This window comes from Bradyrhizobium sp. CSA207, from assembly GCF_029051685.1.
Lineage (GTDB): Bacteria > Pseudomonadota > Alphaproteobacteria > Rhizobiales > Xanthobacteraceae > Bradyrhizobium.
Window position 1 is genome coordinate 155,436 of sequence record NZ_JAACFT010000013.1, and the last position, 24,102, is coordinate 179,537.

Below are 24,102 nucleotides of genomic sequence, written 5' to 3' on the forward strand. Positions count from 1 at the left end.
CCCGGAATGACGATAGTGGGAATCCTACCGCCGCTTCCTGTTCGCGAAGGCATTGAACGCGGCGATGGCTTCGTCTGACGTCAGCCGCTCGCCGAACAGATGGCTTTCCTGGTCGATGCGGCGGGTGAGTTCTTCCGGCGCGGCGCGCAGCAATTTGCGCGAGGCCGCAACCGCCTCGGCCGGCAGCTTGCAGATCTCGCGCGCCACCTTGCGGGCCTCGACCTCGGTATGTCCCGACGAGACCACCGTGTTGACGAAGCCTGCGGCGTGGGCTTCCGCGGCGGTGAAGGTCCGTCCCATCACCAGCATCGCAAAGGCGCGCTGGTACCCCATCGTGCTCGGCATCAGCAGGCTGGAAGCGCCGACCGGCACGAGCCCGAGATGGATATAGGGCGCGGAGAAGGTCGCGGCGGTGGAGGCGAGCACGTAGTCGCAATGGAACAGCATTACGGTGCCCATGCCGATCGACGCGCCGTCCACGGCCGCGATGATCGGCTTGACGTTGAGGGCGAGCGAGTAGAGGAAGCGCGCTCCGTCCGTCAGCGTCTCGGAATTCGCCGCTCCGGCCTGCATGAAATCGTCGATATCGTCGCCGGCAGTGAACACGCCGGAGCCGCCGGTGATGATCATGCAGCGGATCTCGGGATTGTTTTGCGCGGTATCGATCGCGCGGCTCATCTCGCGATACATGTCCTGTGTGATCGCGTTTTTCTTGCTTGGCCGGCGCAAGGTGATCACGCGCGTCGCGTGCTCTTCGGTGACGACGATGTTACCGTTCGGCATGAGTGCCCCCTGCGGCCGCCGCAGCCTGCTTCTGGCGAGTCTCGCTGGCTTCAGCCTACATCATCCCACGTACGTGCCAATGCGCTCGCTCAACCTTTTCGTGGCAATTCCATGAGACAGGCGCATGGTCTTTGCGCCATGGCTGCATTTTGTCCCGGGAACCGGCCTGCCATGGATCGTGCGAACGCATTACTTTACGCGGTGTTGCGCGCCGCAACAATCGGCTACAATGTTTCAATTGAAAAACCGGTGGTTGTGCGGCACGATGCTCGTCTCGTTCCATTTGGCCGATTGCTTGATTGATGATTGCCACAACGGGCATTGACGAATCCTCGGTGCACTATCGCGGCTGGCGGGTCGTGTTGGCCTGTTTCCTGATGGCCTTCTTCATGTTCGGCTTCGGCCTCTACGGCCAGGGCGTCTATCTCGCGGAGCTCCAGCGCGCGCATGGCTGGCCAGGCACGCTGGTCTCCGCCGCCAGCACTTTCTCGTTTCTGCTGACCTCCGTCCTGGTCATCTTCACCGACGATCTCCTGGCCCGCATCGGGCTGCGATCGCTGATCCTGTGCGGTTTGACGGCCCTTGGGGCATCGACGGTGCTGCTGGCACTGATGCAGACGCCCTGGCAGCTTTATCTCGCCTACGCGCTGATGTCGGTCGGCTGGACCGGCATGGGCACCGTCGTGATCGCAACCGTACTGAATTCCTGGTTCGAACGGCGACGCGGGCTCGCGCTCAGCCTTGCGTTCAACGGCGCGACTTGCGGCGGGATCGTCCTCGTGCCGCTGCTGCTGACGCTGAGCGGCAGCATTGGCTTCCGCTCGGCCATGCTGGCGGTCACGATGGCGATGGTGGTGCTGGTGTTGCCGGTGGTGGTCATCTTCACCGGCTGGCCGGCCGAGATGTCGCCGGAATCGGGCGGCCGTCGTTCCGGTGGCGGCGCGGCCACGCCGGCCCATTCGCGCAAGGCGCTACTCGCCCAGGCGGCGTTCTGGACCATGGTGCTGCCGTTCGCAATAGCGTTGCTCGCGCAGATGGGCTTCATCGTCCACCAGGTGACGTTTCTCGAGCCGCTGATCGGCCGCTATGCCGCGGGCCTTGCGGTCACCATCATGGCGGCGATGGCGGTGGTCGGCCGCCTGTCGCTCGGCCTGTTCGTCGATCGGCTCGATCCGCGGCTCGCAAGCGCCGCCTCGATGACGAGCCAGGCGGCGGCACTCTTCGTTGTCGTGCAGAGCACGAGCCCGACGGTGCTGCTGGTATGCTGCGCCGTCTACGGCTTCTCGATCGGCAACATGATCACGTTCCCGCCCTTGATCATCCAGCGCGAGATCGGCGCTGGCGCCTTCGCGGCCGCGATGGGACTAGGGACCTCGATCAGCGGCATCGTCAGCGCGTTCGGTCCCGGCATCGTCGGCCTCGTGCGCAGCCTGACCGGCGACTACACGACGGCATTCGCGATGTGCGTGGTGCTCGATCTCGTGGCAGCCGGGATCGTGCTGTGGCGGCCGGGAGCAAGTGGCGCAGCACGAAGGTCGAGGTAAGTCCGCGAGCTGAGAGTTGGCCGGGAGCGCGCCGTATATTCCGCTGTCGTCCCGGCGAAGGCCGGGACCCATACCGCGTGATCCATCGATGGGGTTCGGATCGCAGTAACGCACGACCGCTTAACTGCCAATCTTCGTCAAACTTCTGCCTAGGGGTATGGGTCCCGGCCTTCGCCGGGACGACACTGAACGTGCGGCACGTACATCCTAGCAGCTTACCCCAACAACACCGCATCCGCCGCCGCCACCGACTCTGCGCTCTCCGTCACGGTGCGCTCCAGCGCACCCGCCTGCACCGTGATGTTCTCGGCGAAGAAGCGCGCGAGCGAGACGTAACGCGGCGCGTCCGTATTGCCCTCGCCCTTGGCGGCAAGGGCTTCGGATGCCAGCATGCAACCGCCGAGCGTGGCGCCGAATTGCTGGAGATAGGGCGTCGCACCCGCGAGCGCCTCGTTCGGCGCGGAGGCGACGCGCTCCAGAAGCCATTTGCTGGTGCGGTGAAGCGCCTCCAGCGCCTCGCGCAGCTTTGTACCCGTGGTGCCGAAGGCCGGATCGTTGGAGGCCTCGACCTGCTTGACGGTCGCCGAGAGCTCGGACAGCAGCGCCCACACCGCGGCACCGCCATTGGCCGCGAGCTTGCGCGTGACAAGGTCGATCGCCTGGATGCCGTTGGTGCCCTCGTAGATCGCGGTGATGCGCGCGTCGCGATAGTGCTGCGCCGCGCCGGTCTCCTCGATGAAGCCCATGCCGCCATGCACCTGCACGCCGAGATAGGCGACCTCGTTGCCGACATCGGTGGAATAGGCCTTGGCCATCGGCGTCAGAAGCGCGGCGCGTGCGGCTGCGTCGGCCCGCACCTTGGGATCTTTCGCGCGCGTGGAGACGTCGATCGCAACCGCGGTGGCGTAGCAGATGGTGCGCGCGGCCGCGGTCTGCGCCCGCATCCGCATCAGCATGCGCTTGACGTCGGGATGCACGAAGATCGCCTCGGAGCCTTCGCCCTTGCTGCCGACCGCGCGGCCCTGCTTGCGCTCCTGCGCATAGGCGAGGGCCTGCTGATAGGCGCGATCGGCGACGCCGACGCCCTCCAGCCCCACGCCGAGGCGAGCCTGGTTCATCATCGTGAACATGCAGCGCATGCCCTGGTTCTCTTCGCCGACCAGGAAGCCGATTGCGCCGCCATGATCGCCCATCGTCATGGTGCAGGTCGGAGATGCATGCATGCCGAGCTTGTGCTCGACGCCGCTTGCGAAGATGTCGTTGCGCGCGCCGAGCGAACCGTCGGCATTGACCATGAACTTGGGCACCAGGAAGAGCGAGATTCCCTTGGTGCCGGCCGGCGCATCCGGCAGCCGCGCGAGCACGAAATGCACGATGTTGTCGGTCATGTCGTGTTCGCCATAGGTGATGAAGATCTTCGTCCCCTTGATGCGATAGGTGCCGTCGGCCTGCCGTTCGGCGCGGGTGCGCAACGCGCCGACGTCGGAGCCAGCCTGCGGCTCGGTCAGTTGCATGGTGCCGGTCCATTCGCCGGAGACGAGCTTTTCGAGATAGATTTTCTTCAGCTCGTCGCTGCCATGCGCGTCCAGCGCCTCCATCGCCGACGCCGTCAGCAGCGGGCAGAGGCCGAAGGCAACGTTGGAGGCGCTCCAGATCTCGGTGCAGGCCGCGTTGATCGCGAGCGGCAGGCCCTGGCCGCCAAAATCCTCCGGCCCGGACACCGCGTTCCAGCCACCCTCGGTCCAGCGCTTGTAGGCATCGGGCCAGCCAGGGGCGGTCGTGACCTTGCCGTCGTCGAGCTTGATGCCGTGCTCGTCGCCGACCCGGTTGAGCGGCGCGAGCACGTCCGAAGCGAACCTGCCGGCTTCCTCCAGCACGGCCGCGACGATGTCGGCGTCGAAATCGCCGTAATGACCGGCCTCCAGGGCGGCCTTCAGCCCGGCGCCATGGTTGAGCGACAGCAGCATGTCATTAATCGGCGCGCGGTAGGTCATGGCTCACTCCCGTGGACAGTCTTGGTGCCGTATTCCCATGAAACGCCGGAGGTCTCAACTGTTGGGAAGGCCGGGACGGCTAGTCCCCGGGACGGCGCCATCGCCGGGTCATAATAGAGTGTGGCGCGGCCAATCGCGGGGCTGTGGTATTTTGCCCCTCAAGCGGTTGAAATGCCGCGCCGCTCCCTATAGACCGGCTGCGACTGGAGGGAATCCGCGGTAGCCGGTTCTTCCGCCGTTCCGTCAGTCACCTGTTGGGGCGTAGCCAAGCGGTAAGGCAGCGGATTTTGATTCCGCCATTCGGAGGTTCGATCCCTCCCGCCCCAGCCAGCACTTTAGCTGCTGAGTTCCCGGTTCAAGCCGCAAGCCGGCCTGCTCGCAGCCGCTGGAGCGCGTGTCCGACCATCATCAAGCGCGTCGACAGAGAGGGTGAATGCACTGCAAGGCAGGCGTGCGGAAATACCGAACCATATGATTTCTTCTCTAATCGTTTCAGCCGTGCCGCCGGACACGGCATCCAGCGCGCCTGTCACCATGTTGCTCTGATGGATGACCACCTATGATTTTGCCTCTTTGTGGCTTTCCGCCCCTGGTTTCTGTCACGATCTGCTCGAGCACCGGCAGACGGCCTGAACCGCCTGCTTGTGTTCGCCAGCGCAGCGCGCCATGCGCGGCAGCTATCGTTCAAAACCATCGAGGCGGTTACGTCCGTGAGGCTGCCACCGGCAGCTGATCGGCACGGTGTTTGGTTCGTGGGATGGATGACTATCGTGATCTTGTAAGGGCTGGCCTTGCGCTGTTCTGCGCCGGGATGATGTTGGTGGCCGGCCACCTTTTCATCGAGTGGCAGGCCAAGCGAGCCGATGCAGGTATCAAGATCGAGCCGTCAAGACGCGGAGGCTCGCCTTTGCCAAGCATATCAAGCAGTTCGCCATCAATAGGGAACGTGATCGAGCTCCCGACGGAGGTTAGGCGGAAGCGGCCTGCGTAAACTTGTCTTGCGCTACTGTGCCCATTGAACGCCGCGCCCGCTCGGTGCGGAGCCCGTTAGATCGCGCGTAATCCTTCCTTGGGCATTTCCCGGGACAGCATATCGATATCGCTCTGCTCCAGCGTCTCCTTCTCCAACAATTTCGTCGCGGCGCGGTCCAGCACCGGCCGCCGCGTGTTCAGGATGCCCTGGGCGCGTTGGAAGACCTGGTCGACAATGGCTTTCACCTCGTGGTCGACTGCGGCTGCAGTTTCCTCCGCGTAGTCGCGCTCGCGAACCGGATAGGGGCGTTCGGCGCCCGCAAGGAAGTTGCCGGGATCGCGCTCATAGGCCACGCTGCCAAGTCTCTCGGACATTCCGTAACGCGTCACCATGCTGCGGGCGATGTCGGTCACGCGGCGCAGATCGTCGGCCGCACCAGTGGACAAATGCCCGAACACGATCAGTTCCGCGGCGCGGCCACCGAGCAGCACCGCCATCTTGTTCTCCAACTCCTCCTTCGTCATCAGGAAGCGGTCTTCGATCGGCCGCTGAATGGTATAGCCAAGCGCGCCAACACCGCGCGGGATGATGGAGATCTTGTGCACGGGATCGACCCCCGGCAGTGAGAGCGCGACAATGGCGTGCCCCAACTCGTGATAGGCGACGATCTCGCGTTCCCTTGCATTGAGCAGGCGGTTGCGCTTTTCGAGGCCTGCGACCATGCGCTCCACCCCATTGTTGAAGTCGCTCATGCTGACCGCGTCGGCCCCGCGGCGGGTCGCCAGAAGCGCTGCTTCATTGACAAGATTGGCGAGGTCGGCGCCGGTGAATCCCGGCGTCAAGGCAGCGACGGCGTCTGCCTCGACATCCGCGGCGAGGCGCACTTTCTTCATGTGAACCTCGAGGATCTCTACGCGCCCCTTCTTGTCGGGCCGGTCGACCAGCACCTGGCGGTCGAAGCGGCCGGCGCGGAGCAGGGCGGGATCGAGAATTTCCGGCCGGTTGGTGGCGGCGAGGATGACGACCCCCGAGCGCGCATCGAAGCCGTCAAGTTCGACCAGCAGCTGATTGAGCGTTTGTTCCTTCTCGTCGTGGCCGCCGGCGAAAGGGCCGATGCCGCGGACGCGGCCGAGGGCGTCGAGCTCGTCGATGAAGATGATCGCCGGCGCCTTTTCGTGCGCCTGCTGGAACAGGTCCCGCACCCGTGCTGCGCCGACACCGACGAACATCTCGACGAACTCCGAACCCGAAATCGAGAAGAACGGCACCCTGGCCTCGCCAGCGACGGCCTTGGCCAGCAAGGTCTTGCCTGTGCCCGGCGGGCCGACGAGCAGCACGCCTTTCGGCATGCGGCCGCCAAGCCGGCCATAATCGGTGGGATTCTTCAGGAAATCGACGACCTCGCGAAGCTCGTCCTTGGCTTCGTCGACCCCGGCGACGTCGGCAAAGGTGACACCCGTATTGGACTCGACATAGATCTTGGCCTTGCTCTTGCCGATCGCCATGAGCCCGCCGCCGATCCCGCCGCCTTCCGCCATGCGCCGGCCGATGTACCACCAGAGCCCGAAGAACAGCAGCACGGGCATGACCCACGACAACAGGTCGCGAAGGAACGTGCTCTCGATCTGCCCGGTGAAGCGGACGTTGTGTTTCTCCAGCTCCTGCGCGATCTCCTGGTCGACGCGCGTGGTGACGAATTGCTTCTGGCCGCCCGGCAGCGGCTCCTTCAGCGTGCCTTGCAGGGTGCGATCGGAGATGCCGACGGCATCGACTTTCCCCTGACGCAGCAACTGCTGGTATTCGCTGTAGGGAATCACGGCTATTTGGTTGGCCGCCGAGATGAGATGCTGGATCAGGAGGACGGCGAAAATCGCGGCGACAGCATATCCGAGATTGAAGCGGACGTTTTTGTTCATGCGGAAGCTCGATCCGATATCGTTGCGCCGCCGGACAGCAGCGCGTGTTTTGCGCGCTTGTTCGGCCCGGATGCTCGTTCGGAGCTAGATCGTACCGACAGAACGCTTCCCTTGGCCTCCAGTTCCTGGCCCGCAAGAGCCCCCGGCAGGCGTTCACACCCGCGTGGAAGCGTGCTGCGCAGCTGCATCTCAACCATGGCCGCACTTCAAGCCTCTCGCTTCAGCGAGACAGCCTCGCCGCGCTTCGCTCCTGGCTCTTCGGAACACGGGAGGCGGCGCGCTTGTGCTCCTCCATGAGCATCGCCACGAACGCCGTGACTTTGGGCGGGCGGAAACGAGACGCCGGATAAACGGCGTGGATGCCGCCGGCCGGAAGCGTCCACCCTGGCAAAATGTGGATGAGCCGGCCGGCCTTGATGTCGTTCAAGACCAGAAAATCCGGCAATACGGACAGGCCGGCTCCCGCGATGGTCGCGGCGAGAACGGCCGGCGTTGTATTGATGGTCAGCGTCTGGTTCATGCGAATGGTCTGCCGTTCGAAGTCGGTCTTGGCGAATTGCCATTCCAGGGGCTCCCTCAGGGCAGCGTTGGCAACGAAGGGAAGTGACGCCAGATCTTCCGGCCGGGCCACGGCGCCTTTCTTGACGACGCCCGGTGCCGCTACCAGCAGCTGCCGAAAGCTTCCAATCCGTCTGGCCTGCAGGTTGGAATCCTCCAGCCAGCCGACACGGATCGAAAAGTCGATCTGGTTCGCGATCAGGTCGATCTTGGTGTCGGCGAGCATCAAGTCGACGCGGCAGGCGGGAAATCTTTTCGAGAACGCCGCGGCTAGGGGCGCAAGCCTGTAGGAGCCGTAGTCGTTCGGCGCAGCGATCCGCAACAGTCCTATCGGCTCGGCATTGGTCTGCGCCAGCTCCGCCACCGCGGCTTCGGCCTCATGCAGGATCATGACGCATCGCGCGTGGAGCAGGCGGCCGGCTTCCGTGGGCTCGACCCGCCGCGTTGTCCGCACCAACAGCCCGGTCTTGAGCTCCCGCTCGAGCCGGGCAACTTGCTGGCTGACAACCGTCTTCGTGATGCCGAGCCGGTCAGCCGCCCGGGTAAACGACCCGGCGTCGACGACCGCCGCAAAGTAGGCGAGCCGGTTGAGATTGATCGATTCCATGCCGCGCCATCAAGGTAGATTGTAAGTCGATTACGTACAGTCTGTCGTATTAGACGTCATTTATCAATGAATGAAATTCGCCTATCTCCGCCCTCAAGCAAACCTGCCGCGGAGTTGCACATGCGCATCACCTATTTGTTCGACCCGCTCTGCGGCTGGTGTTACGGCGCAGACCCCACCCTTGAAAAGCTTGCTCAACTCGACGACGTGACGCTGGCGCTCATGCCGACAGGCCTGTTCGCGGGCGAGGGGGCGCGCGCAATGGGCGCACAATTTGCGGCCTATGCCTGGCAGAACGACCGGCGGATCGCGCGCCTGACGGGCCAGCCTTTCTCTGAACGTTACCGCGGCGAGGTCCTGGGCAAGCTCGGCGGCATGTTCGACTCTGCGCCGGCAACCCTCGGCGTGATCGCGGTCCGCGCCACGGAGCCAGCGAGGGAGCTCGAAGCGCTCAAGGCGATCCAGCATGCCCGCTACGTGGATGGCCAGGACATTGTCAGCCTGACCGGCGTCAGCAACATCCTTCGATCCGCCGGTCTGCCTGCGGCCGCCGAGCGGGTGCGGGCGCAGGACAGCGAACTGATGCAGACCTATCGCCGCGAGATCCAGGCCGCGCAGTTCGAGATGCAGCGGTTCGGCATCTCGGGCGTTCCGGCACTGCTGGTGGGGGACGGCGCCGAGCGCCACCTGCTGCCCGGCAATCTTCTGTTCGGGCGCTTCGACCTTCTCATCTCGCAGCTGAAGGTCGCCTGATCCTGCCAAACGGCAGCGCCAAGGCGATGCCGATTTCTCGCAGGGGGATGGTCGCGGGGATTCTCCCGCGGCAATCGCCTCTGTCTCATAAGCGCGAAGGAAATCCAGATGCCCACACGCAGAGATATCATGAAGACCACCCTGGCAGCCGGCGCAGCAGCCGTCTTTGCTCCTGCCGAGTTCGGCCATGCGGCGGATAGCAAGCTGAGCTGGAAGCATTTTCCGGCGGGCCCCAACGGATTCTTCCGCGCCCCCGTCCTGCTGTCCGGCCCGACTGAAGTTCTCTTGATCGATGGCGGTTTCAGCTATCCGGATGGACGCGCGCTGGCCGAGGCGATCAAGGCGACGGGCAAGAAGCTCACTGCGATCTACATCAGCCAGTCGGATCCCGATTACTATTTCAGCCTGAAACCGGTTCGCGAAGCCTTTCCGGGGGTGAAGGTGATCGCCGCGTCGGCGACGCTCGAAGCGATCAAGGGCAATGTCGAGAAGAAGCTCGCGGTATGGGGCCCCCAACTCAAGGAAAACGGCCCGCAGACACTTTCCGATGTGGTGCTGCCCGAGGCCTTTGACGGCCCGTCCTTGACGATCGACGGCGAGACCGTCGAGATCGTCGCCGCCGACGGATTGGCCAACCGCCGCTATCTCTGGGTCCCTTCGCTCAGGGCCGTTTTCGGCGGCGTTATGATCTTCTCCGGTGTCCATGTCTGGACCGCCGATACGCCGACTAAGGAACAGCGCGCGGCGTGGATCGCGAACCTCGACAAGATCGCCGAGCGCAAACCGGCCGTCGTAGTGGCCGGCCATAGCGCGCCCAATGCTCCGACCGATCTTTCAGGCGTTCAGCACACCAGAGCGTATCTGGTCGCGTTCGAGGAGGAGTTGGCCAAGGCCAAGGATGGCGCGGCCCTGAAGGCTGCGATGGACGCCAGATTCCCCAATCTCGGCATGGGCGTCGCCCTCGACATCGGCTCGAAGGTCGCCAAGGGTGAACTGAAGTGGGGTTGAGATAACGTCCGCTCTCGGGTCCGATCTGAACCAAGAAGGCTCGCGCGGGAGAGTGGCCGTAACCAGCCGCTCTCCTTTCGTCCGAGTGAAGGCCTGAGTTGTTGCGGGCAGTGCTCGAGCGAACATTGATCCGCGAGATGATGCCGACGGGATTGCCGTCGACATCGCCGGCTCGCCTCCGTGTATTACCGGGACGGCACTCCAGAGATCGGGTCATTTCCGCTTGGCGGCCGGCGGAGGATTAATTTCCGCGATCCTGCGCAGGCAATCGGCCTCCGATTCGTGGGGACCGGACATAAATGTTCCACTGACTTTGGTCGAATACCATCCGGACACCACGCCCAGCCGAACGGACTCTTCCAACTTGACGTGCCGGGGTGAGAGATTCTGCATGAACTGCTTTCTGTTGAGAGCCCGGAAGTGGGCTCCTATTCCTTAGACACCAGCTCATGCTCGCCCAGCTCTCGCCGGCTCGCGGCGTGGGATCCGCAAGTGCCGGGGCGACCAGATGCCGGTCGTGCTTTTCGGTCGGCGCCAGGATTCGCGCAAAGGTCGGGCACCTAGCGCGCCTTTGCCACTGCCTCGGGCTTATGATGTCGAGAAGCGAGAGATCGACCAGAGTCTCACTCACGAGACTCGATCGCATCCTTGCATTGAGCATCCGCGAGCGACAGCCCGGGCGCACAGCAAGAGTAAGCCATTTCCGGCCCTCAAGCGACCGTGCGCGCTTTCCCGGCAAATAGCTATCGGTTTCTCACGCGGACATGGTCGCCGCCGAATATCGCTCCGGCAATGCCTTGTATGTCGCTCGCGCGGACATAGTTGCAGAGGGTTGGCAGTCTCGAGATTCGACTGCTAGGGCCGAAAATAGAACAGAGGGCACAATGAAATTCCGTCCGCTCCACGACCGGGTGGTGGTCAAGCGCATCGACGCCGAAGCAAAGAGCAAGGGCGGCATCATCATTCCGGACAATGCCAAGGAGAAGCCCTCGCAGGGCGAGATCGTGGCGGTGGGTGCGGGAGGCCGCGACGAAGCGGGTAAGCTCATTCCGATCGACGTCAAGATCGGTGACCGCGTGTTGTTCGGCAAATGGTCCGGTACCGAAGTCGTGCTTGATGGCGAAGACCTCCTGATCATGAAGGAGAGCGACATCATGGGCGTTCTCACGGGCGTGTCACACGTCCAGAAGAAGGCGGCGTAATCTGCCGTTGTCCGATCCCGTCCTGAGCAGCCGGCGCAGTCGGCCTCTCGCAGGACGAGGTTCAAGCCTACCTGATGATCTCATTGCCCAGACGCCCTCCGGGCCAGCCGCATGAGCATCCGTTCCCAAGGGAAATCATAATGTCCGCCAAAGAAGTCAAATTCGGCGTCGACGCGCGCGATCGCATGCTTCGCGGTGTCGACATTCTCGCAAACGCTGTCAGGGTGACCCTTGGCCCCAAGGGCCGCAACGTCGTTCTCGACAAGTCGTTCGGCGCGCCGCGCATCACCAAGGACGGCGTCACCGTCGCCAAGGAGATCGAGCTCGAGGACAAGTTCGAAAACATGGGCGCGCAGATGGTGCGCGAAGTCGCCTCCAAGTCCGCTGACGCGGCCGGTGACGGCACGACGACGGCGACGGTTCTAGCGGCCGCGATTGTCCGCGAGGGCGCCAAGTCGGTTGCGGCCGGCATGAACCCGATGGACCTCAAGCGCGGCATCGACCTCGCGGTGGAAGCGGTGGTCGCCGACCTCGTCAAGAACTCCAAGAAGGTGACGTCGAACGAGGAAATCGCTCAAGTCGGCACCATCTCCTCGAATGGAGACTCCGAGATCGGCAAGTTCCTGGCCGATGCCATGAAGAAGGTCGGCAACGAGGGTGTGATCACCGTCGAAGAAGCCAAGTCGCTGGAGACCGAACTTGAGGTGGTCGAGGGCATGCAGTTCGATCGCGGCTACATCTCGCCCTACTTCATAACCAACGCCGACAAGATGCGCGTTGAAATGGATGATGCTTACGTCCTCATCAACGAAAAGAAGCTGTCTCAGCTCAACGAGCTGCTTCCGCTGCTCGAAGCAGTTGTTCAGAGCGGCAAGCCATTGGTTATCATCGCCGAGGATGTGGAAGGCGAGGCGCTTGCCACCCTCGTCGTCAACCGCCTGCGTGGCGGGTTGAAAGTCGCGGCCGTCAAGGCGCCGGGCTTCGGCGATCGCCGCAAGGCCATGCTGCAGGATATCGCGATCCTGACCGGCGGCCAGGCGATCTCGGAAGATCTCGGTATCAAGATGGAGAACGTGACGCTTGCAATGCTCGGTCGCGTCAAGAAGGTGATGATCGACAAGGAAAACACCACGATCGTCAGTGGCGCCGGCAAGAAGGCTGACATCGAGGCGCGCGTCAATCAAATCAAGGCGCAGATCGACGAAACCACCTCGGACTACGATCGGGAGAAGCTGCAGGAGCGTCTCGCCAAGCTCGCGGGCGGCGTCGCGGTGATCCGCGTCGGCGGCGCGACCGAGGTCGAGGTGAAGGAGCGCAAGGATCGCGTTGATGACGCGATGCATGCAACCCGCGCGGCGGTTGAGGAGGGTATCGTCCCGGGCGGCGGCGTCGCCCTGCTGCGCGCCTCCGAGCAGCTCAAGGGCCTGCGCACCAAGAACGACGATCAAAAGACGGGCGTCGAGATCGTGCGCAAGGCACTGTCCTACCCCGCTCGCCAGATCGCGATCAATGCCGGCGAAGACGGCTCCGTCATCGTCGGCAAGATCCTTGAGAGCAAAACCTACGCCTACGGATTCGACTCTCAGACAGGCGAGTACGTCAACCTTATCTCGAAGGGCATCATCGATCCGACAAAGGTGGTGCGTGTGGCGATCCAGAACGCCGCGTCTGTTGCAGCGCTCCTGATCACCACCGAAGCGATGGTTGCTGAAACCCCAAAGAAGAACGCGGCTGGCGGCATGCCTCCTGGCGGAGGCGGCATGGGAGGCATGGACTTCTAGGTCCAACCCTCAGCGCTCGCCACAGAGGCCCGGCAGCAATGTCCGGGCCTTTGCTGTATTGATCGGTAACTTTCCATCATTCGCCCGGGGGGTACCCGGATGCCATCGGGCCGAGTTGCCGAAAGCGTTAGCGCGACTCCGGCAAGGCCAACCTGCGTAGTTGTCCGTGCGGGTTCACTTCTTCTTCGCCTTGGGTTGCTTCTTTGGCACCGGGCCCGCTGCGGCTTCCCGCGCCAGTCGCTCTGCCTTCAGCCGCTCTCGATTCTGAGCAAAGGCCTTCTCGGCGAGCGCATGCTCGGACATGGCCTTCTCCGCGTCGACCTGGCGGAAGGCCTTGCGTGCTTCACGCTCCGCCTTGCTGATTGGTTTCGGCGGTTCGTATTCACCAACTTCTTTTGTCATCTTTTCCGATCTGATGCTTCTCTAAGGGTCAATTCTTGCTCTAAGGGTCAATTCTTGCTCTTGAGCCCGGCATCTCGCGCCAGGCGCTCGGCCCTGAGACGTTTATGGTTTTCCTGGAACTCTGGATCGGCGTGGCTGTCCGCTATCGTTTGCCGCGCCCCAACGGGGTTTTGCGCCTTTCGGTCCGCTTCATCCGCGACCTGCTGCTCGGCGGAGCGCTTCCGTTTGGTCATTGCCAGATCCTTGCACCCATGATTGGTTCAGGGCTACCCAAATCATTGGCTACCCAAATCATTTCTGGCGTCTATGATAGACGTTTGTCGCGCAGGCGGCGACTTGAAAGTGCGGTGCGTCGAAACCAGCGGCTCCAGCGCCCCGACGCATTGCGTCGCAGCATGCTCCACGCTAGACCAGCCGGAGATGAATTTTAGAGGTGAGCACATGTCATATGCTTATAAGCTGAATGAAGACGTTCGCCACCAGCCCCAGGGTCCACAAGGACGTGCGGCAACTGATCCGCCGATGATTTACACCATCGTTCAATGTATGCCGATCGAGGCAGATGGACGTCTTCGGTACCGTATCAAGAGCAAGTCGGATAATGTCGAGCGGGTCGTAACGGAAGATCAGCTGTCGTATTTTCAGTGATTGGCGCGCTTGATGAGCGTCGGAGTTTCGCCGTGTTGAATGAACGAGAAAAGATCCTGGTTGCCCTTCGAGAGAAGCCGCTCAAAGTGTACGAGGTCATGAAACGCGCCAATGTCGCGAATGAGGAAGCTTGCCAGACCCTGCTGCTGAAAATGCGGGATGAAGGCCTGGTGAAGTTCGATATCCATAAGGGGCGATGGCACGTCGGATGATTTGTCAAATTGCGGCGATCTTCCGGGCATGTCGTGCCTGGTCGAGTACGCCGTACGAAACCGGGCCGGGTTCTTCATTGCCAGCGCCGGAAGATGACGCTGGCGTTGACGCCTCCGAAGCCGAACCCATTCGAAATCGCATGCTCCATCGTCATCGGCCTGGCCTCGCGGGCGACGATGTCGACGCCTTCCGCCGCGGCGTCACGGTTGTCGAGATTGAGAGTGGGCGGCGCGACCTGGTCGCGTAACGCGAGTATCGTGAAGATCGCTTCCACTCCCCCGGCCGCGCCGAGCAGATGACCGGTCGCCGATTTGGTGGCGCTCACGGCAATTCGCCCCTCGCGGCCGAACACGGCCTTGATCGCTTCCAGTTCGGAAAGGTCGCCAACCGGCGTCGAAGTGGAATGGGCGTTGAGATGCTGGATATCGCCGGGCTCGAGACCGGCCTGCCGCAGGGCAGCTTCCATGGCGCGGCGGGCGCCGTCGCCGTCCTCGGGTCCCGAGGTGATGTGATAGGCGTCTGCCGTCGTGCCATAGCCGGCGATTTCGGCGATCGGTTGGGCGCCGCGGCGCAGCGCATGTTGTAACTCCTCGATGACGAGGATGCCGGCACCTTCGCCCATGACGAAGCCGTCGCGGTCGCGGTCGAAGGGGCGGGACGCACGCGCCGGCGTTTCGTTGAAGCCGGTCGACAGTGCCCTGGCGGCCGCGAAGCCGCCGAGACTCACCAGGTGGATGCAGGCTTCCGAGCCGCCGCAAATCGCAACATCCGCTTCTTCGGATCGTATGAGGCGCGCGGCATCGCCGATCGCCTGCACGCTCGCGGCGCAAGCGGTGACCGGCGTACCGATCGGACCCTTGAAGCCGTAGCGGATCGAGACGTGACCGGCTGCGAGATTTGCCAGAAAGGACGGCACGGTGAAAGGCGAGAGCCGCCTGATCCCGCGCTGATCGGTGGTCCGAACCGCCTCGACGATGGCCGGAAATCCGCCGATGCCCGATGCGATCACGGTTGCCGTGCGCGCCAGCGACTGTGCGTCGGAAGGAGTCCATGCCGCTTGTGCAATTGCCTCGGCGCTGGCGGCCAATGCGAACAGGATGAAGCGATCCATCCTGCGCTGATCCTTCGCCGGCACAATGAGATCCGGATCGAAGCCTCCATCCGGATCGTCGACCTTTGTCGGCACGAGCCCACCGACCCGTGCGGGGAGGGCGGCTGACCATTCGGGAAGGACAACCAGTCCTGAACGGGCCGCGCACAAGCGCGACCATACCAAGTCACTGCCGCAGCCCAGCGGCGACACCAAACCCAATCCTGTAACGACAACGCGACGCATAAAGACTACCTCTTTGAGTTGCCCATGAACTACGCCGTTCGGCTCGACCGAAAGCTCGCGCACGAACCGAAATGGGGTCCTTGGCAGATCAGCGCAACGTGGCAAGCGCCCGACCGGACCACAGCTCCGCAAACCGAGCTGATTGTCATGGCCAAATTTTTCCGTGCGAATTCGGCTAAGCGGCCATTCGCAGCAGATCGACGATGTCGGCTTCGCTTTTGAAAGGCCGCGGATTGGCCTGGACGAAGCGATGATTGATCGCAATCTTGCTGATCTGGTCGAACTTGTCTTCGCCGATACCGACGTCGGCAAGGCGGCCGGGCAATCCAAGTTTCTTGGTGAATTCTGCGAAGGCAGCTGCGGCTTCCATACCCGGCTCGCCAAGAGCCGACGCCAGGCGCTGCTGCGCATCCTCGGTGAACGGCTTGTTGTAGCGGAGCAGGCTCGGCATGATGACAGGTGTGCAATAGTAGTGGGGAACGCCGAAGGTCCCGCCAAGGACATGGCCGATGCCGTGACTGGCGCCCATCGGGACCCGCGCCTGGAGGCCGAAAGCGGCGAGCCACGCGCCGTATTGAGACAGTCGGCGCGCCTCCAGATCATCAGGTTGCTGCAAGGTCCGGAGCATTCCCTCGCGCAGGGTGCGGATGCCTGCCAGGACGACCTCGTCGGCGAGCGGGGTGCCGGCGGGCGAGCACAATGCTTCGATGCCATGGTCCATCGAGCGCGTTCCCGATCCCATCCACAGCTTGGAAGGCGTATGAACGGTGAGCTCAGGGTCGAGAATGATCGCCACCGGCATCATCCGGGGATGGAAGAAAATCTGCTTCAGCCGATTGCGTTCATCGGTGACGAGCGCTGCTGCATTGTATTCGCCGCCGTTCAGCGTGGACGGTACCGCAATCTGTCGAATCTTGGGCGATCGGAACGGAGAAACGGTGACGCCCGGGCCCATCGGGAATGGATCGAAACCCGCTTCATCGCGGATGTCGTGTTCCATCGCCATAATGACGATCTTGGCGAGGTCGATCGCCGAGCCGCCGCCGACCGCGACGACCAGATCAGCTCCTGCGTCATCGGCTTGGCGGGCAACCTCGGCAGCTTGCTTGCGCGTGGTGTGCTCGGCAATTCCGTCGAAGGTGGCGACATGCCTGCCGCCGAGCGCGCGCCGGATCTTCTCGATCTCGTTGGTCTTGGTGTTCAAGGTGCGGCTGACGATCAGGAAGACGCGCTTGGCCTCAAGTCGCACCGCTTCATCGTTCAAAGCGTCAGCCGCAGCTTTGCCGTAGACGACACGATCGATTGCCGGAAAATTGTGTATCCCTGCTTTACGCATTTCGTTCCTCCCTGTGAGTTATGAAGCACCGATCCTCAAGCGGCGACGGCGTCGCGAATCTGCCGGGATGCCGTTTCCAGAAAGGCCTGAGCCAGATCGGGATCGTTGACCACGCGTGAGAGCGTCAATGCCCCGACCATCGTCGAGAGAATGGCCATGGCTTTGCTCCTGGATTCCTCGTCGCTCGTCTCGGCAATCAGGCGGCTGAGGATCTCGATATGCGCTTTGATCCCGCCTTCGAACGATGCTTTCACCTCGCTGCTCTGTCTGGCCACATCCGAGCCGAGCGCCACGATCGGGCAGCCGTCCATCTTTTCGTCGCGATGGTCCGTGCTGAGGTAGAACCCCATCACCGCGCCCAGCGGATCCTCGGGTTCTGCGGCGGTGGCGGCCGACCATCGCAGCGTGGCGCTCTCCAACGCGCGCGCCGACGCCTGCGCGGCCAAATCCTCTTTTGACGCGAACTGCTTGTAAAAAGCGCCTTGGGTCAGCCCGGCAGCCTTCATCAGGTCCTTGAGGCCGATGCCGTCAAATCCATGCGACCGAAACAGGCGGCTTGCGACATTGATGACGTTTTGCCGGTTTTCCTCAGCCTGAATGCGGCTCACTCGCATCATCGATCTCCACATTTAGATTGCGTCCGACATCTAATATCCGATATAGAGCTCGAACGCAATCTATCTGGCAAGAGGCGATGGCATGAAAAAGCGACGGATTATCGTGCTGGGGAGCATCCTGACCGCGGGGGGCGCGGTGGCCGCATTTGTCGCGCTCCGCACGCCGGCAGCCTCGGCCGTGAGCGATCCGAGGCAGGAAGCCCCGATCGTCAGGGTCGCGGCCGCGGCACGGGTGACCGGATCGGAGCGTGGCTTCACGGGCATCATCGGGGCGAGGGTGCAGAGCAGCCTCGGTTTTCGCGTTCCCGGCAAGATCGTGGAGCGGCTTGTGAATACCGGTGAGCAGGTCAAGGCCGGTCAGCCGCTGATGCGGATCGATGAAACCGACCTTCGTCTTGCGGTCACGGCCAAGCGCAACGCCGTTGCTGCCGCGCGTGCGTCCGTTGTTCAGACCGAAGCGGATGAGGAGCGATACGCAAAGCTGGTGAGCAACGGATGGGCTTCCCGACAGCGCTACGAGCAAGCGAAGGCCGCGCTGGATACGGCCGAGGCGCAACTCGCGACCGCCGAAGCCGATGCGCGGGTTGCCGAGAACGAGGCGACATACTCGGTCCTGGTCGCGGACGCGGACGGAACGGTGGTTGAAACGCTTGGCGAGCCCGGGCAGGTCGTTTCTGCCGGCCAGACGGTGGTTCGGATTGCAAAGGCCGGTCCTCGCGAAGCGGTGGTCGCGCTTCCCGAAACGATCCGGCCGGCGATCGACTCCGTGGCCGAGGCCAGCGTGTATGGGGCAGCCGATGGGCGGCGCTATACGGCGCATCTGCGGCAATTGTCGGACGCCGCCGATGCCCAGACCCGCACCTACGAGGCCCGTTATGTCCTCGACGGTGAGGCCGCAGGCGCGCCACTAGGCGCGACGGTGACCATTCGGCTGGCAAGCCAGACGAGCGAGCCGGAAGTCCAGGTGCCGCTCGGCGCCGTGCTCGATGATGGCAGCAAGACCGGTGTTTGGATCCTGGATAGCGCCACCTCCACGGTACGCTTTCGGCCGGTCAGGCTTGTTCGGGTGACCGACGAAACCGCCGTGATCTCCGGATTGCGCTCTGGTGATGCGATTGTTTCGCTCGGCGCTCATCTCCTGCAGGAGGGCGCCCGCGTCAGGACCGCCGCTGACAGCCGGAGCAACTGAAGCGTCTCAATCTTTCCGCGCTGGCCGTTGGAGAAGCCACATGCTGTACAGCTACATTGTCGAGCAAGAAATCCGAAAGACCTTCGACCATGTCAACAACCATCGCTGGGATGAAGCGGTGAAAGCGGTTGCGCCGCATGTCCATCACCGCGTTTCCGGCGCCCACGCGCTTGGCGGCGAGCGCCACGACAAACAGGCCGTGCGCCGCTGGTTTGAGCGGCTCGGACGCGTCCTGCCCACTCTCCATCTCACGGTCAACAATGTCTGGGTGAAGGGCTGGCCCTGGAACACCACAGTCTTTGTCGAGTGGGACGGCACCGCAACGCTGCTCGACGGCGACAGCTCCTACGTCAACCGCGGTCTCCACGTGTTCACCCTGCGGTGGGGCAAAGTCCAAGCACTCGAGGAATTTCAAGATTCACAGCAAGCCGCCCGTGGGCTTGGTATCCAAGCGGCAGCTGGCCTCACAGAAGCTGTCGCCGAACCAATTGTGAGTTAGCAGATGAACCTCAATCTTTCCGCGATCGCCGTTCGCGAACGGGCCGTCACCCTGTTCTTCATTATCCTGCTGGCGGCCGCAGGCGCCTACGCCTTTTTCATGCTCGGACGGGCGGAGGATCCCTCCTTCACCATCAAGACCCTGACGGTGACGACGGTATGGCCGGGCGCAACGGCGCGCGAGATGCAGGACCTCGTCGCCGAACCGCTCGAGAAGCGGATTCAGGAATTGACCTGGTACGACCGGGTGGAGACGACCACGCGGCCGGGTTACGCGTATATGACGGTTACATTGAAGGACAGCACCCCGCCATCCAGCGTGCAGGAGGAGTTTTATCAGGCCCGCAAGAAGCTCGCAGATGAAGCGCGCAACCTGCCGGCCGGGGTGCTCGGCCCGTTCGTCAACGACGAATATTCGGACGTGAGTTTCGCCCTTTATGCCCTCAAGGCGAAGGGCATGCCGATGCGGGAGCTTGCGAGGCAAGCCGAGACCATTCGCCAGGATCTTCTGCATGTGCCCGGCGTCAAGAAGATCAACATCCTCGGTGAACGTCCCGAACAGATATTCATCGAGTTTTCCTACGCCAAGCTCGCAACCCTCGGCGTATCGGCACAGGATATCATCGGCGCCTTGCAGCGGCAGAACACCGTCACGCCGGCGGGTTCGATCGACACTCAGGGGCCGCAGGTCTTCATCCGGATCGACGGCGCCTATGACAGTGTCGAGGCGATCGGCGACACGCCTATTGTCGCTTCGGGACGGACACTGAAGCTATCCGACATCGCAGCGGTCCGCCGCGGCTATGAGGATCCTCCCACCTACCTGATCCGACATCAGGGTGAGCCCACGATCGTGCTCGCGGCGGTGATGCAGGAGGGCTGGGACGGGCTCGCGCTCGGCAGGGCGCTGAAGGACAAGGCGGCGTCCATCGCAAAGACACTCCCACTCGGGATGACGCTCGACAAGGTGTCCGACCAGGCCGTCAACATCACCTCGGCCGTTGACGAATTCATGATGAAGTTCGCGATGGCGCTCGGCGTGGTGCTGCTGGTCAGCCTGCTCAGCCTCGGCTGGCGGGTCGGTATCGTCGTGTCGGCTGCAGTCCCTCTGACGCTTGCCGTCGTGTTTCTCATCATGCTGGAAACCGGGCGGTTCTTCGATCGCATCACGCTCGGTGCCCTCATCCTGGCGCTTGGTCTGCTCGTGGATGACGCCATCATCGCCATCGAGGTGATGGTGGTGAAAATGGAAGAGGGCATGGACCGCATCGCGGCGGCAGCCTACGCGTGGAGCCACACGGCGGCGCCCATGCTGTCCGGAACACTGGTGACGATCGCCGGGTTCCTGCCGGTGGGCTTCGCGCGCTCGACCGCCGGCGAGTACGCCGGCAACATCTTCTGGGTCGTGGGCTTTGCCCTGATCGTCTCCTGGATCATCGCGGTGATCTTTACGCCCTATCTTGGCGTCAAGATGCTGCCGGCGATCAAACCGATCGAAGGCGGTCACGACGCGATCTACGGCACACCGAATTATCGGCGCCTGCGAGCGCTCATCACCTTCGCCGTGCGCCACAAATTCGTAACCTGCGGAATCGTCGCCATTGCCTTCGCGCTGTCCGGCGTCGGCATGGGCGCCGTCAAGCAGCAGTTCTTCCCGACGTCCGACCGTCCCGAAGTGCTGGTGGAGGTTCGCCTGCCGGAAGGCACCAGCATCGAGACAACGGCCGCCACGGTCGAGAAGCTCGAGCGCTGGCTGGGCCAGCAATCGGAAGCCAAGATCGTCACGAGCTATATCGGGCAGGGTGCTCCACGCTTCTTCTTCGCGATGGCGCCGGAATTGCCCAATCCGGCCTTCGCCAAGATCGTCGTGCTTACGCCCGACGCGGAGGCGCGCGAGGATTTGAAGCACCGGCTCAGACAGGCCGTGTCGGAAGGGCTTGCACCCGAGGCGCATCTGCGCGTCACGCAGCTCGTGTTCGGACCCTATACGCCGTTCCCGGTCGAGTTTCGGGTGACGGGGCCTGATCCCGCGCAATTGTACGCGATCTCCGATAAAGCGCTCGATATCATGCGCAGCGTTCCTGACGCGCGGCAAGCGAACCGCGATTGGGGCAATCGCACACCCGTGCTCCGCTTCATCCCGGATCAGGATCGACTGAACCTCATCGGCCTCTCGCCCGCGGAGGTCGGCCGGCAGCTGCAACTGCTCCTGACCGGCATCGCCGTTACGCAGGTCCGGGAAGACATCCGCAATGTCCCCATCGTGGCCCGCAGCGCAGGCGGCGAGCGGATGGATCCGACGCGTCTGGCGGATTTCTCGCTGATGAGCCGGGATGGCCGGGCGATTCCGCTCGATCAGATCGGCCATTCGGAGGTGCGCCTGGAAGAGCCTATCCTCAAGCGCCGCGATCGCATCCCGGTCGTCACGATCCGCTCGGACATCAATGAGGCAACCCAGCCGCCAGAGGTTTCCAAGGAGATCATGACGGCGCTTCAGCCGCTGATCGCATCCCTTCCGGCCGGCTATCGCATCGAACTCGGCGGATCGATCGAGGAAGCAACCAAGGCCAACGACGCCTTGGGGAAGGTCTTTCCGGCCATGATCGCCGCCATGCTGATCGTCATCATGCTGCAGGTGCGGTCGTTCTCGACGATGGCGATGGTCATGCTGACGGCACCGCTCGGCCTCGTCGGCGTCGTGCCGATGCTGCTCGCCTTCAACCAGCCATTCGGGTTCAACGCCATTCTCGGCCTGATAGGACTGGCGGGAATCCTGATGCGCAACACCCTGATCCTGACCGAACAGATCAAGGAGAACCGTGCTGCCGGCCTCGATGACTATCACGCTGTTATCGAAGCCACCGTGCAGCGCACGAGGCCGGTGATCCTGACCGCACTCGCCGCCGTGCTGGCATTCATCCCACTGACGCATTCCGTGTTCTGGGGATCGATGGCCTATACGCTGATCGGCGGAACGGCGGTCGGCACGGTCCTGATCCTTCTGTTCCTTCCTGCGCTCTACGTCGCCTGGTTTCGAATCAAGCCGGCCTCGGACGAGCTCCATGCCCATTTTGCGAACGAACCGGAATTGCGAACAGCAATGGCCGCAGAGTAGGGCTCGGTGAATCCTCCCCCAACTACTTCGTAGTAGGCGTTAAATAGGTGAAGCGAGCGCCACGTCGCTCCGCGCGAGCTCGGGTAGCGCATAGTTCTAAAATAGAATGTATAAAAGGCATGTTCACCAGCGCGCAAATGCGCCTGCGGGTCTGCGCACCAGCGCGGGCCTGTCGTTCACGGCCCCCGGCGCATGATCATCTAATCGCTTGACGAGTTCAAAAAAAGAACTGTAGGCTGCAAGGAAGATGGCCGACGCAACGGCCGCGACGTGCCGGATTACGGCGGACCCGTTCAGCGCGGATGCGTTTTGCAATCGCGCAGCCACCGGCGCAACAAAACAAAGCCACGTACCCGAAAAGGGTGCACGTTTGGGAGGACGAGCAATGTTGGTGAGATGGAAGATCGTTGCGGCTCTGACTCTGTTTTTGAGCGGGCCGGCATTCGCCGCCGAAGAGCCGGGAATCTCGGCCACCGAGATCAAGATCGGCGGGGTTTTTCCCTTCAGCGGACCGGCGTCATCGATCGGTCTCGTGGGCAAGGGACTCATGGCCTACATTCAGGCCTTGAATGACCGCGGCGGCGTCAACGGACGCAAGATCAACTACATCGCCTATGATGACGGATACAGTCCTCCCAAGGCGGTGGAGCACGTCCGCAAGCTGGTCGAAAGCGACGAAGTGTCGTTCATGTTCGGCCAGCTCGGCACGCCCGGCATTTCGGCCACTGCAAAATACCTCAAGGCCAAGGGCGTACCGAGTGTCGCCATCGTCAGTGGCTCGTCCAAGTTCACGGACGTCGCCAACTACCCGCTGATCACCACGGGTCTTGTCAGCTACGACACCGAAGGAAAGATCTACGCCAAATACCTGACGAGGACGTTGCCGAACGCCAAATATGCCATCCTTTATCAGAACGACGATCTCGGCAAAGATTACCTCGGTGCCTTCAAGGCGTTTCTCGGCAAGGATTTCGACCGCAAGGTCGTCAGCGCGTCCTATGAGGTCACCGAACCGACGATCGACTCGCAGGTTACCAATCTGAAGAGCTCGGGTGCCGAAGCCCTGGTGATCGCGGGGACGCCGAAGTTCGCGGCTCAGGCCATCCGGCAAGCCTCGGTGATCGGCTGGAAGGCGACCGTGATCATCAATTTCCCGTCCGGATCGGTCGGAGGCACGCTTGCACCGGCCGGCCTCGACAAATCGGTCGGCGTGATGGTCGGGACGATCAACAAGGATATCCTGGATGAGACATGGAAAAACGATCCGGGCATGCAGGCCTACCGGGCATTTTTCGACAAATATCTGCCGGGCGCCGACATCACCAACGGCAGCTATCTGACCGGCTATCAGCAAGGCGTCCTGCTCGAGCAGATTCTCAAGCAATGCGGTGATGATCTGTCGCGGAAGAACATTCTGGCGCAGGCCAAGAACCTGAAAGATGTCGTCGTTCCGACTGCGCTGCCCGGGATCAAGGTCAACACCAGCGAGACCGAGAACATGATCTGGACGCAGATGCGGCTGCAGCGCTGGACCGGCACGACGTGGCAAGCCTTCGGAGAAGTCCTGGACGCCAGGTCCGAGTGACCCGGCGTAGCCCGCTCGCTCTATCCACCCGCGGCAATTCAGGA

General features: G+C 62.8%; 21 protein-coding genes and 1 tRNA gene. 11 read left to right on the forward strand and 11 right to left on the reverse strand.

Annotation, left to right across the window (positions count from 1 at the left end; translation table 11 throughout):
• Positions 1 to 24 precede the first annotated feature (24 nt).
• A complete protein-coding gene (locus GWG65_RS16835; protein ID WP_275196680.1) occupies positions 25 to 783 on the reverse strand; it encodes an enoyl-CoA hydratase-related protein in 759 nt (252 codons plus the stop codon).
• A gap of 171 nt (positions 784 to 954) precedes the next feature.
• Between GWG65_RS16835 and GWG65_RS16840 the strand changes: the two genes are divergently transcribed.
• Both GWG65_RS16840 and GWG65_RS16845 read left to right on the forward strand, forming a co-directional pair.
• Positions 955 to 1,086 carry a hypothetical protein gene (locus GWG65_RS16840; RefSeq protein ID WP_275196681.1) on the forward strand — a complete coding sequence of 44 codons (132 nt, stop codon included), beginning with the start codon at positions 955 to 957 and terminating at the stop codon, positions 1,084 to 1,086.
• The gene (locus GWG65_RS16845; RefSeq protein WP_275196682.1) at positions 1,086 to 2,327 is read left to right on the forward strand and encodes an MFS transporter; all 1,242 of its coding nucleotides are present in this window, start codon (positions 1,086 to 1,088) and stop codon (positions 2,325 to 2,327) included. Before GWG65_RS16840 ends, GWG65_RS16845 begins: the two co-directional genes overlap by 1 nt.
• 215 nt (positions 2,328 to 2,542) lie before the next feature.
• Here GWG65_RS16845 and GWG65_RS16850 read toward each other — a convergent pair whose 3' ends face one another.
• Positions 2,543 to 4,321, reverse strand: a complete 1,779-nt coding sequence (locus GWG65_RS16850) for an acyl-CoA dehydrogenase (protein WP_275196683.1) — start codon at positions 4,319 to 4,321, stop codon at positions 2,543 to 2,545.
• A 255-nt stretch (positions 4,322 to 4,576) separates the two neighbouring features.
• On the opposite strand from GWG65_RS16850, the gene GWG65_RS16855 reads away from it, so the two are divergent.
• Positions 4,577 to 4,651 (forward strand) — tRNA-Gln (locus GWG65_RS16855).
• A gap of 717 nt (positions 4,652 to 5,368) precedes the next feature.
• Here GWG65_RS16855 and ftsH read toward each other — a convergent pair.
• Together ftsH and GWG65_RS16865 are read right to left on the reverse strand one after the other, a co-directional pair.
• Positions 5,369 to 7,210, reverse strand: coding sequence for an ATP-dependent zinc metalloprotease FtsH (gene ftsH / locus GWG65_RS16860; RefSeq protein ID WP_275196684.1), 1,842 nt, complete (start codon positions 7,208 to 7,210; stop codon positions 5,369 to 5,371).
• Positions 7,211 to 7,430: 220 nt separating this feature from the next.
• The gene (locus tag GWG65_RS16865; RefSeq protein WP_275196685.1) at positions 7,431 to 8,375 is read right to left on the reverse strand and encodes a LysR family transcriptional regulator; all 945 of its coding nucleotides are present in this window, start codon (positions 8,373 to 8,375) and stop codon (positions 7,431 to 7,433) included.
• Between the two features lie 120 nt (positions 8,376 to 8,495).
• Between GWG65_RS16865 and GWG65_RS16870 the strand changes: the two genes are divergently transcribed.
• Together GWG65_RS16870 and GWG65_RS16875 are read left to right on the forward strand one after the other, a co-directional pair.
• Entirely contained in the window at positions 8,496 to 9,128 is a 633-nt protein-coding gene (locus tag GWG65_RS16870; protein WP_275196686.1) for a DsbA family protein, read from the forward strand.
• A 108-nt stretch (positions 9,129 to 9,236) separates the two neighbouring features.
• Positions 9,237 to 10,136, forward strand: coding sequence for an MBL fold metallo-hydrolase (locus GWG65_RS16875; RefSeq protein WP_275196687.1), 900 nt, complete (start codon positions 9,237 to 9,239; stop codon positions 10,134 to 10,136).
• 213 nt (positions 10,137 to 10,349) lie between these two features.
• Here the strand turns inward: GWG65_RS16875 and GWG65_RS16880 are convergent, their stop codons facing one another.
• Complete coding sequence (locus GWG65_RS16880) at positions 10,350 to 10,529, reverse strand: hypothetical protein (RefSeq protein WP_247382917.1); 180 nt, start codon at positions 10,527 to 10,529, stop codon at positions 10,350 to 10,352.
• Between the two features lie 491 nt (positions 10,530 to 11,020).
• Between GWG65_RS16880 and GWG65_RS16885 the strand changes: the two genes are divergently transcribed.
• Both GWG65_RS16885 and groL read left to right on the forward strand, forming a co-directional pair.
• Positions 11,021 to 11,338 (forward strand): co-chaperone GroES, encoded by a 318-nt coding sequence (locus GWG65_RS16885; protein WP_275196688.1) that lies wholly within the window; start codon positions 11,021 to 11,023, stop codon positions 11,336 to 11,338.
• Positions 11,339 to 11,478: 140 nt separating this feature from the next.
• Positions 11,479 to 13,119, forward strand: coding sequence for a chaperonin GroEL (gene groL, locus GWG65_RS16890; protein WP_275196689.1), 1,641 nt, complete (start codon positions 11,479 to 11,481; stop codon positions 13,117 to 13,119).
• 174 nt (positions 13,120 to 13,293) lie between these two features.
• Here the strand turns inward: groL and GWG65_RS16895 are convergent, their stop codons facing one another.
• The 6 genes from GWG65_RS16895 to GWG65_RS16920 form a co-directional block, all read right to left on the reverse strand.
• Positions 13,294 to 13,521: a hypothetical protein gene (locus GWG65_RS16895; protein WP_247382916.1), complete on the reverse strand. Its 228-nt coding sequence runs from the start codon at positions 13,519 to 13,521 to the stop codon at positions 13,294 to 13,296.
• Between the two features lie 47 nt (positions 13,522 to 13,568).
• Positions 13,569 to 13,754 (reverse strand): hypothetical protein, encoded by a 186-nt coding sequence (locus tag GWG65_RS16900; protein WP_148741710.1) that lies wholly within the window; start codon positions 13,752 to 13,754, stop codon positions 13,569 to 13,571.
• Positions 13,755 to 14,162: 408 nt separating this feature from the next.
• Positions 14,163 to 14,459, reverse strand: a complete 297-nt coding sequence (locus GWG65_RS16905) for a hypothetical protein (protein ID WP_275196690.1) — start codon at positions 14,457 to 14,459, stop codon at positions 14,163 to 14,165.
• Positions 14,456 to 15,718 (reverse strand): beta-ketoacyl-ACP synthase II, encoded by a 1,263-nt coding sequence (fabF, locus tag GWG65_RS16910; protein WP_275196691.1) that lies wholly within the window; start codon positions 15,716 to 15,718, stop codon positions 14,456 to 14,458. The genes GWG65_RS16905 and fabF overlap by 4 nt, the downstream gene beginning before the upstream one ends.
• Positions 15,719 to 15,893: 175 nt before the next feature.
• The gene (locus GWG65_RS16915; protein WP_275196692.1) at positions 15,894 to 17,054 is read right to left on the reverse strand and encodes an iron-containing alcohol dehydrogenase; all 1,161 of its coding nucleotides are present in this window, start codon (positions 17,052 to 17,054) and stop codon (positions 15,894 to 15,896) included.
• A 35-nt stretch (positions 17,055 to 17,089) separates the two neighbouring features.
• Positions 17,090 to 17,668 carry a TetR/AcrR family transcriptional regulator gene (locus GWG65_RS16920; RefSeq protein WP_275196693.1) on the reverse strand — a complete coding sequence of 193 codons (579 nt, stop codon included), beginning with the start codon at positions 17,666 to 17,668 and terminating at the stop codon, positions 17,090 to 17,092.
• A gap of 85 nt (positions 17,669 to 17,753) precedes the next feature.
• Between GWG65_RS16920 and GWG65_RS16925 the strand changes: the two genes are divergently transcribed.
• The 4 genes from GWG65_RS16925 to GWG65_RS16940 all read left to right on the forward strand — a co-directional run bounded on the left by GWG65_RS16925 (position 17,754) and on the right by GWG65_RS16940 (position 24,058).
• Positions 17,754 to 18,860: an efflux RND transporter periplasmic adaptor subunit gene (locus GWG65_RS16925; protein ID WP_275196694.1), complete on the forward strand. Its 1,107-nt coding sequence runs from the start codon at positions 17,754 to 17,756 to the stop codon at positions 18,858 to 18,860.
• Positions 18,861 to 18,900: 40 nt separating this feature from the next.
• The gene (locus GWG65_RS16930; protein ID WP_275196695.1) at positions 18,901 to 19,359 is read left to right on the forward strand and encodes a nuclear transport factor 2 family protein; all 459 of its coding nucleotides are present in this window, start codon (positions 18,901 to 18,903) and stop codon (positions 19,357 to 19,359) included.
• Between the two features lie 3 nt (positions 19,360 to 19,362).
• The gene (locus tag GWG65_RS16935) at positions 19,363 to 22,473 is read left to right on the forward strand and encodes an efflux RND transporter permease subunit (RefSeq protein WP_275196696.1); all 3,111 of its coding nucleotides are present in this window, start codon (positions 19,363 to 19,365) and stop codon (positions 22,471 to 22,473) included.
• 385 nt (positions 22,474 to 22,858) lie between these two features.
• Positions 22,859 to 24,058 carry an ABC transporter substrate-binding protein gene (locus GWG65_RS16940; RefSeq protein ID WP_275196697.1) on the forward strand — a complete coding sequence of 400 codons (1,200 nt, stop codon included), beginning with the start codon at positions 22,859 to 22,861 and terminating at the stop codon, positions 24,056 to 24,058.
• Positions 24,059 to 24,102: the final 44 nt, after the last annotated feature.

Coding starts and splice junctions, on each gene's coding strand:
- GWG65_RS16835 (WP_275196680.1), bottom strand. CDS start 783: ATGCCGAACGGTAACATCGTCGTCACCGAAGAGCACGCGACGCGCGTG.
- GWG65_RS16840 (WP_275196681.1), top strand. CDS start 955: ATGGATCGTGCGAACGCATTACTTTACGCGGTGTTGCGCGCCGCAACA.
- GWG65_RS16845 (WP_275196682.1), top strand. CDS start 1,086: ATGATTGCCACAACGGGCATTGACGAATCCTCGGTGCACTATCGCGGC.
- GWG65_RS16850 (WP_275196683.1), bottom strand. CDS start 4,321: ATGACCTACCGCGCGCCGATTAATGACATGCTGCTGTCGCTCAACCAT.
- ftsH (WP_275196684.1), bottom strand. CDS start 7,210: ATGAACAAAAACGTCCGCTTCAATCTCGGATATGCTGTCGCCGCGATT.
- GWG65_RS16865 (WP_275196685.1), bottom strand. CDS start 8,375: ATGGAATCGATCAATCTCAACCGGCTCGCCTACTTTGCGGCGGTCGTC.
- GWG65_RS16870 (WP_275196686.1), top strand. CDS start 8,496: ATGCGCATCACCTATTTGTTCGACCCGCTCTGCGGCTGGTGTTACGGC.
- GWG65_RS16875 (WP_275196687.1), top strand. CDS start 9,237: ATGCCCACACGCAGAGATATCATGAAGACCACCCTGGCAGCCGGCGCA.
- GWG65_RS16880 (WP_247382917.1), bottom strand. CDS start 10,529: ATGCAGAATCTCTCACCCCGGCACGTCAAGTTGGAAGAGTCCGTTCGG.
- GWG65_RS16885 (WP_275196688.1), top strand. CDS start 11,021: ATGAAATTCCGTCCGCTCCACGACCGGGTGGTGGTCAAGCGCATCGAC.
- groL (WP_275196689.1), top strand. CDS start 11,479: ATGTCCGCCAAAGAAGTCAAATTCGGCGTCGACGCGCGCGATCGCATG.
- GWG65_RS16895 (WP_247382916.1), bottom strand. CDS start 13,521: ATGACAAAAGAAGTTGGTGAATACGAACCGCCGAAACCAATCAGCAAG.
- GWG65_RS16900 (WP_148741710.1), bottom strand. CDS start 13,754: ATGACCAAACGGAAGCGCTCCGCCGAGCAGCAGGTCGCGGATGAAGCG.
- GWG65_RS16905 (WP_275196690.1), bottom strand. CDS start 14,459: ATGAAGAACCCGGCCCGGTTTCGTACGGCGTACTCGACCAGGCACGAC.
- fabF (WP_275196691.1), bottom strand. CDS start 15,718: ATGCGTCGCGTTGTCGTTACAGGATTGGGTTTGGTGTCGCCGCTGGGC.
- GWG65_RS16915 (WP_275196692.1), bottom strand. CDS start 17,054: ATGCGTAAAGCAGGGATACACAATTTTCCGGCAATCGATCGTGTCGTC.
- GWG65_RS16920 (WP_275196693.1), bottom strand. CDS start 17,668: ATGCGAGTGAGCCGCATTCAGGCTGAGGAAAACCGGCAAAACGTCATC.
- GWG65_RS16925 (WP_275196694.1), top strand. CDS start 17,754: ATGAAAAAGCGACGGATTATCGTGCTGGGGAGCATCCTGACCGCGGGG.
- GWG65_RS16930 (WP_275196695.1), top strand. CDS start 18,901: ATGCTGTACAGCTACATTGTCGAGCAAGAAATCCGAAAGACCTTCGAC.
- GWG65_RS16935 (WP_275196696.1), top strand. CDS start 19,363: ATGAACCTCAATCTTTCCGCGATCGCCGTTCGCGAACGGGCCGTCACC.
- GWG65_RS16940 (WP_275196697.1), top strand. CDS start 22,859: ATGTTGGTGAGATGGAAGATCGTTGCGGCTCTGACTCTGTTTTTGAGC.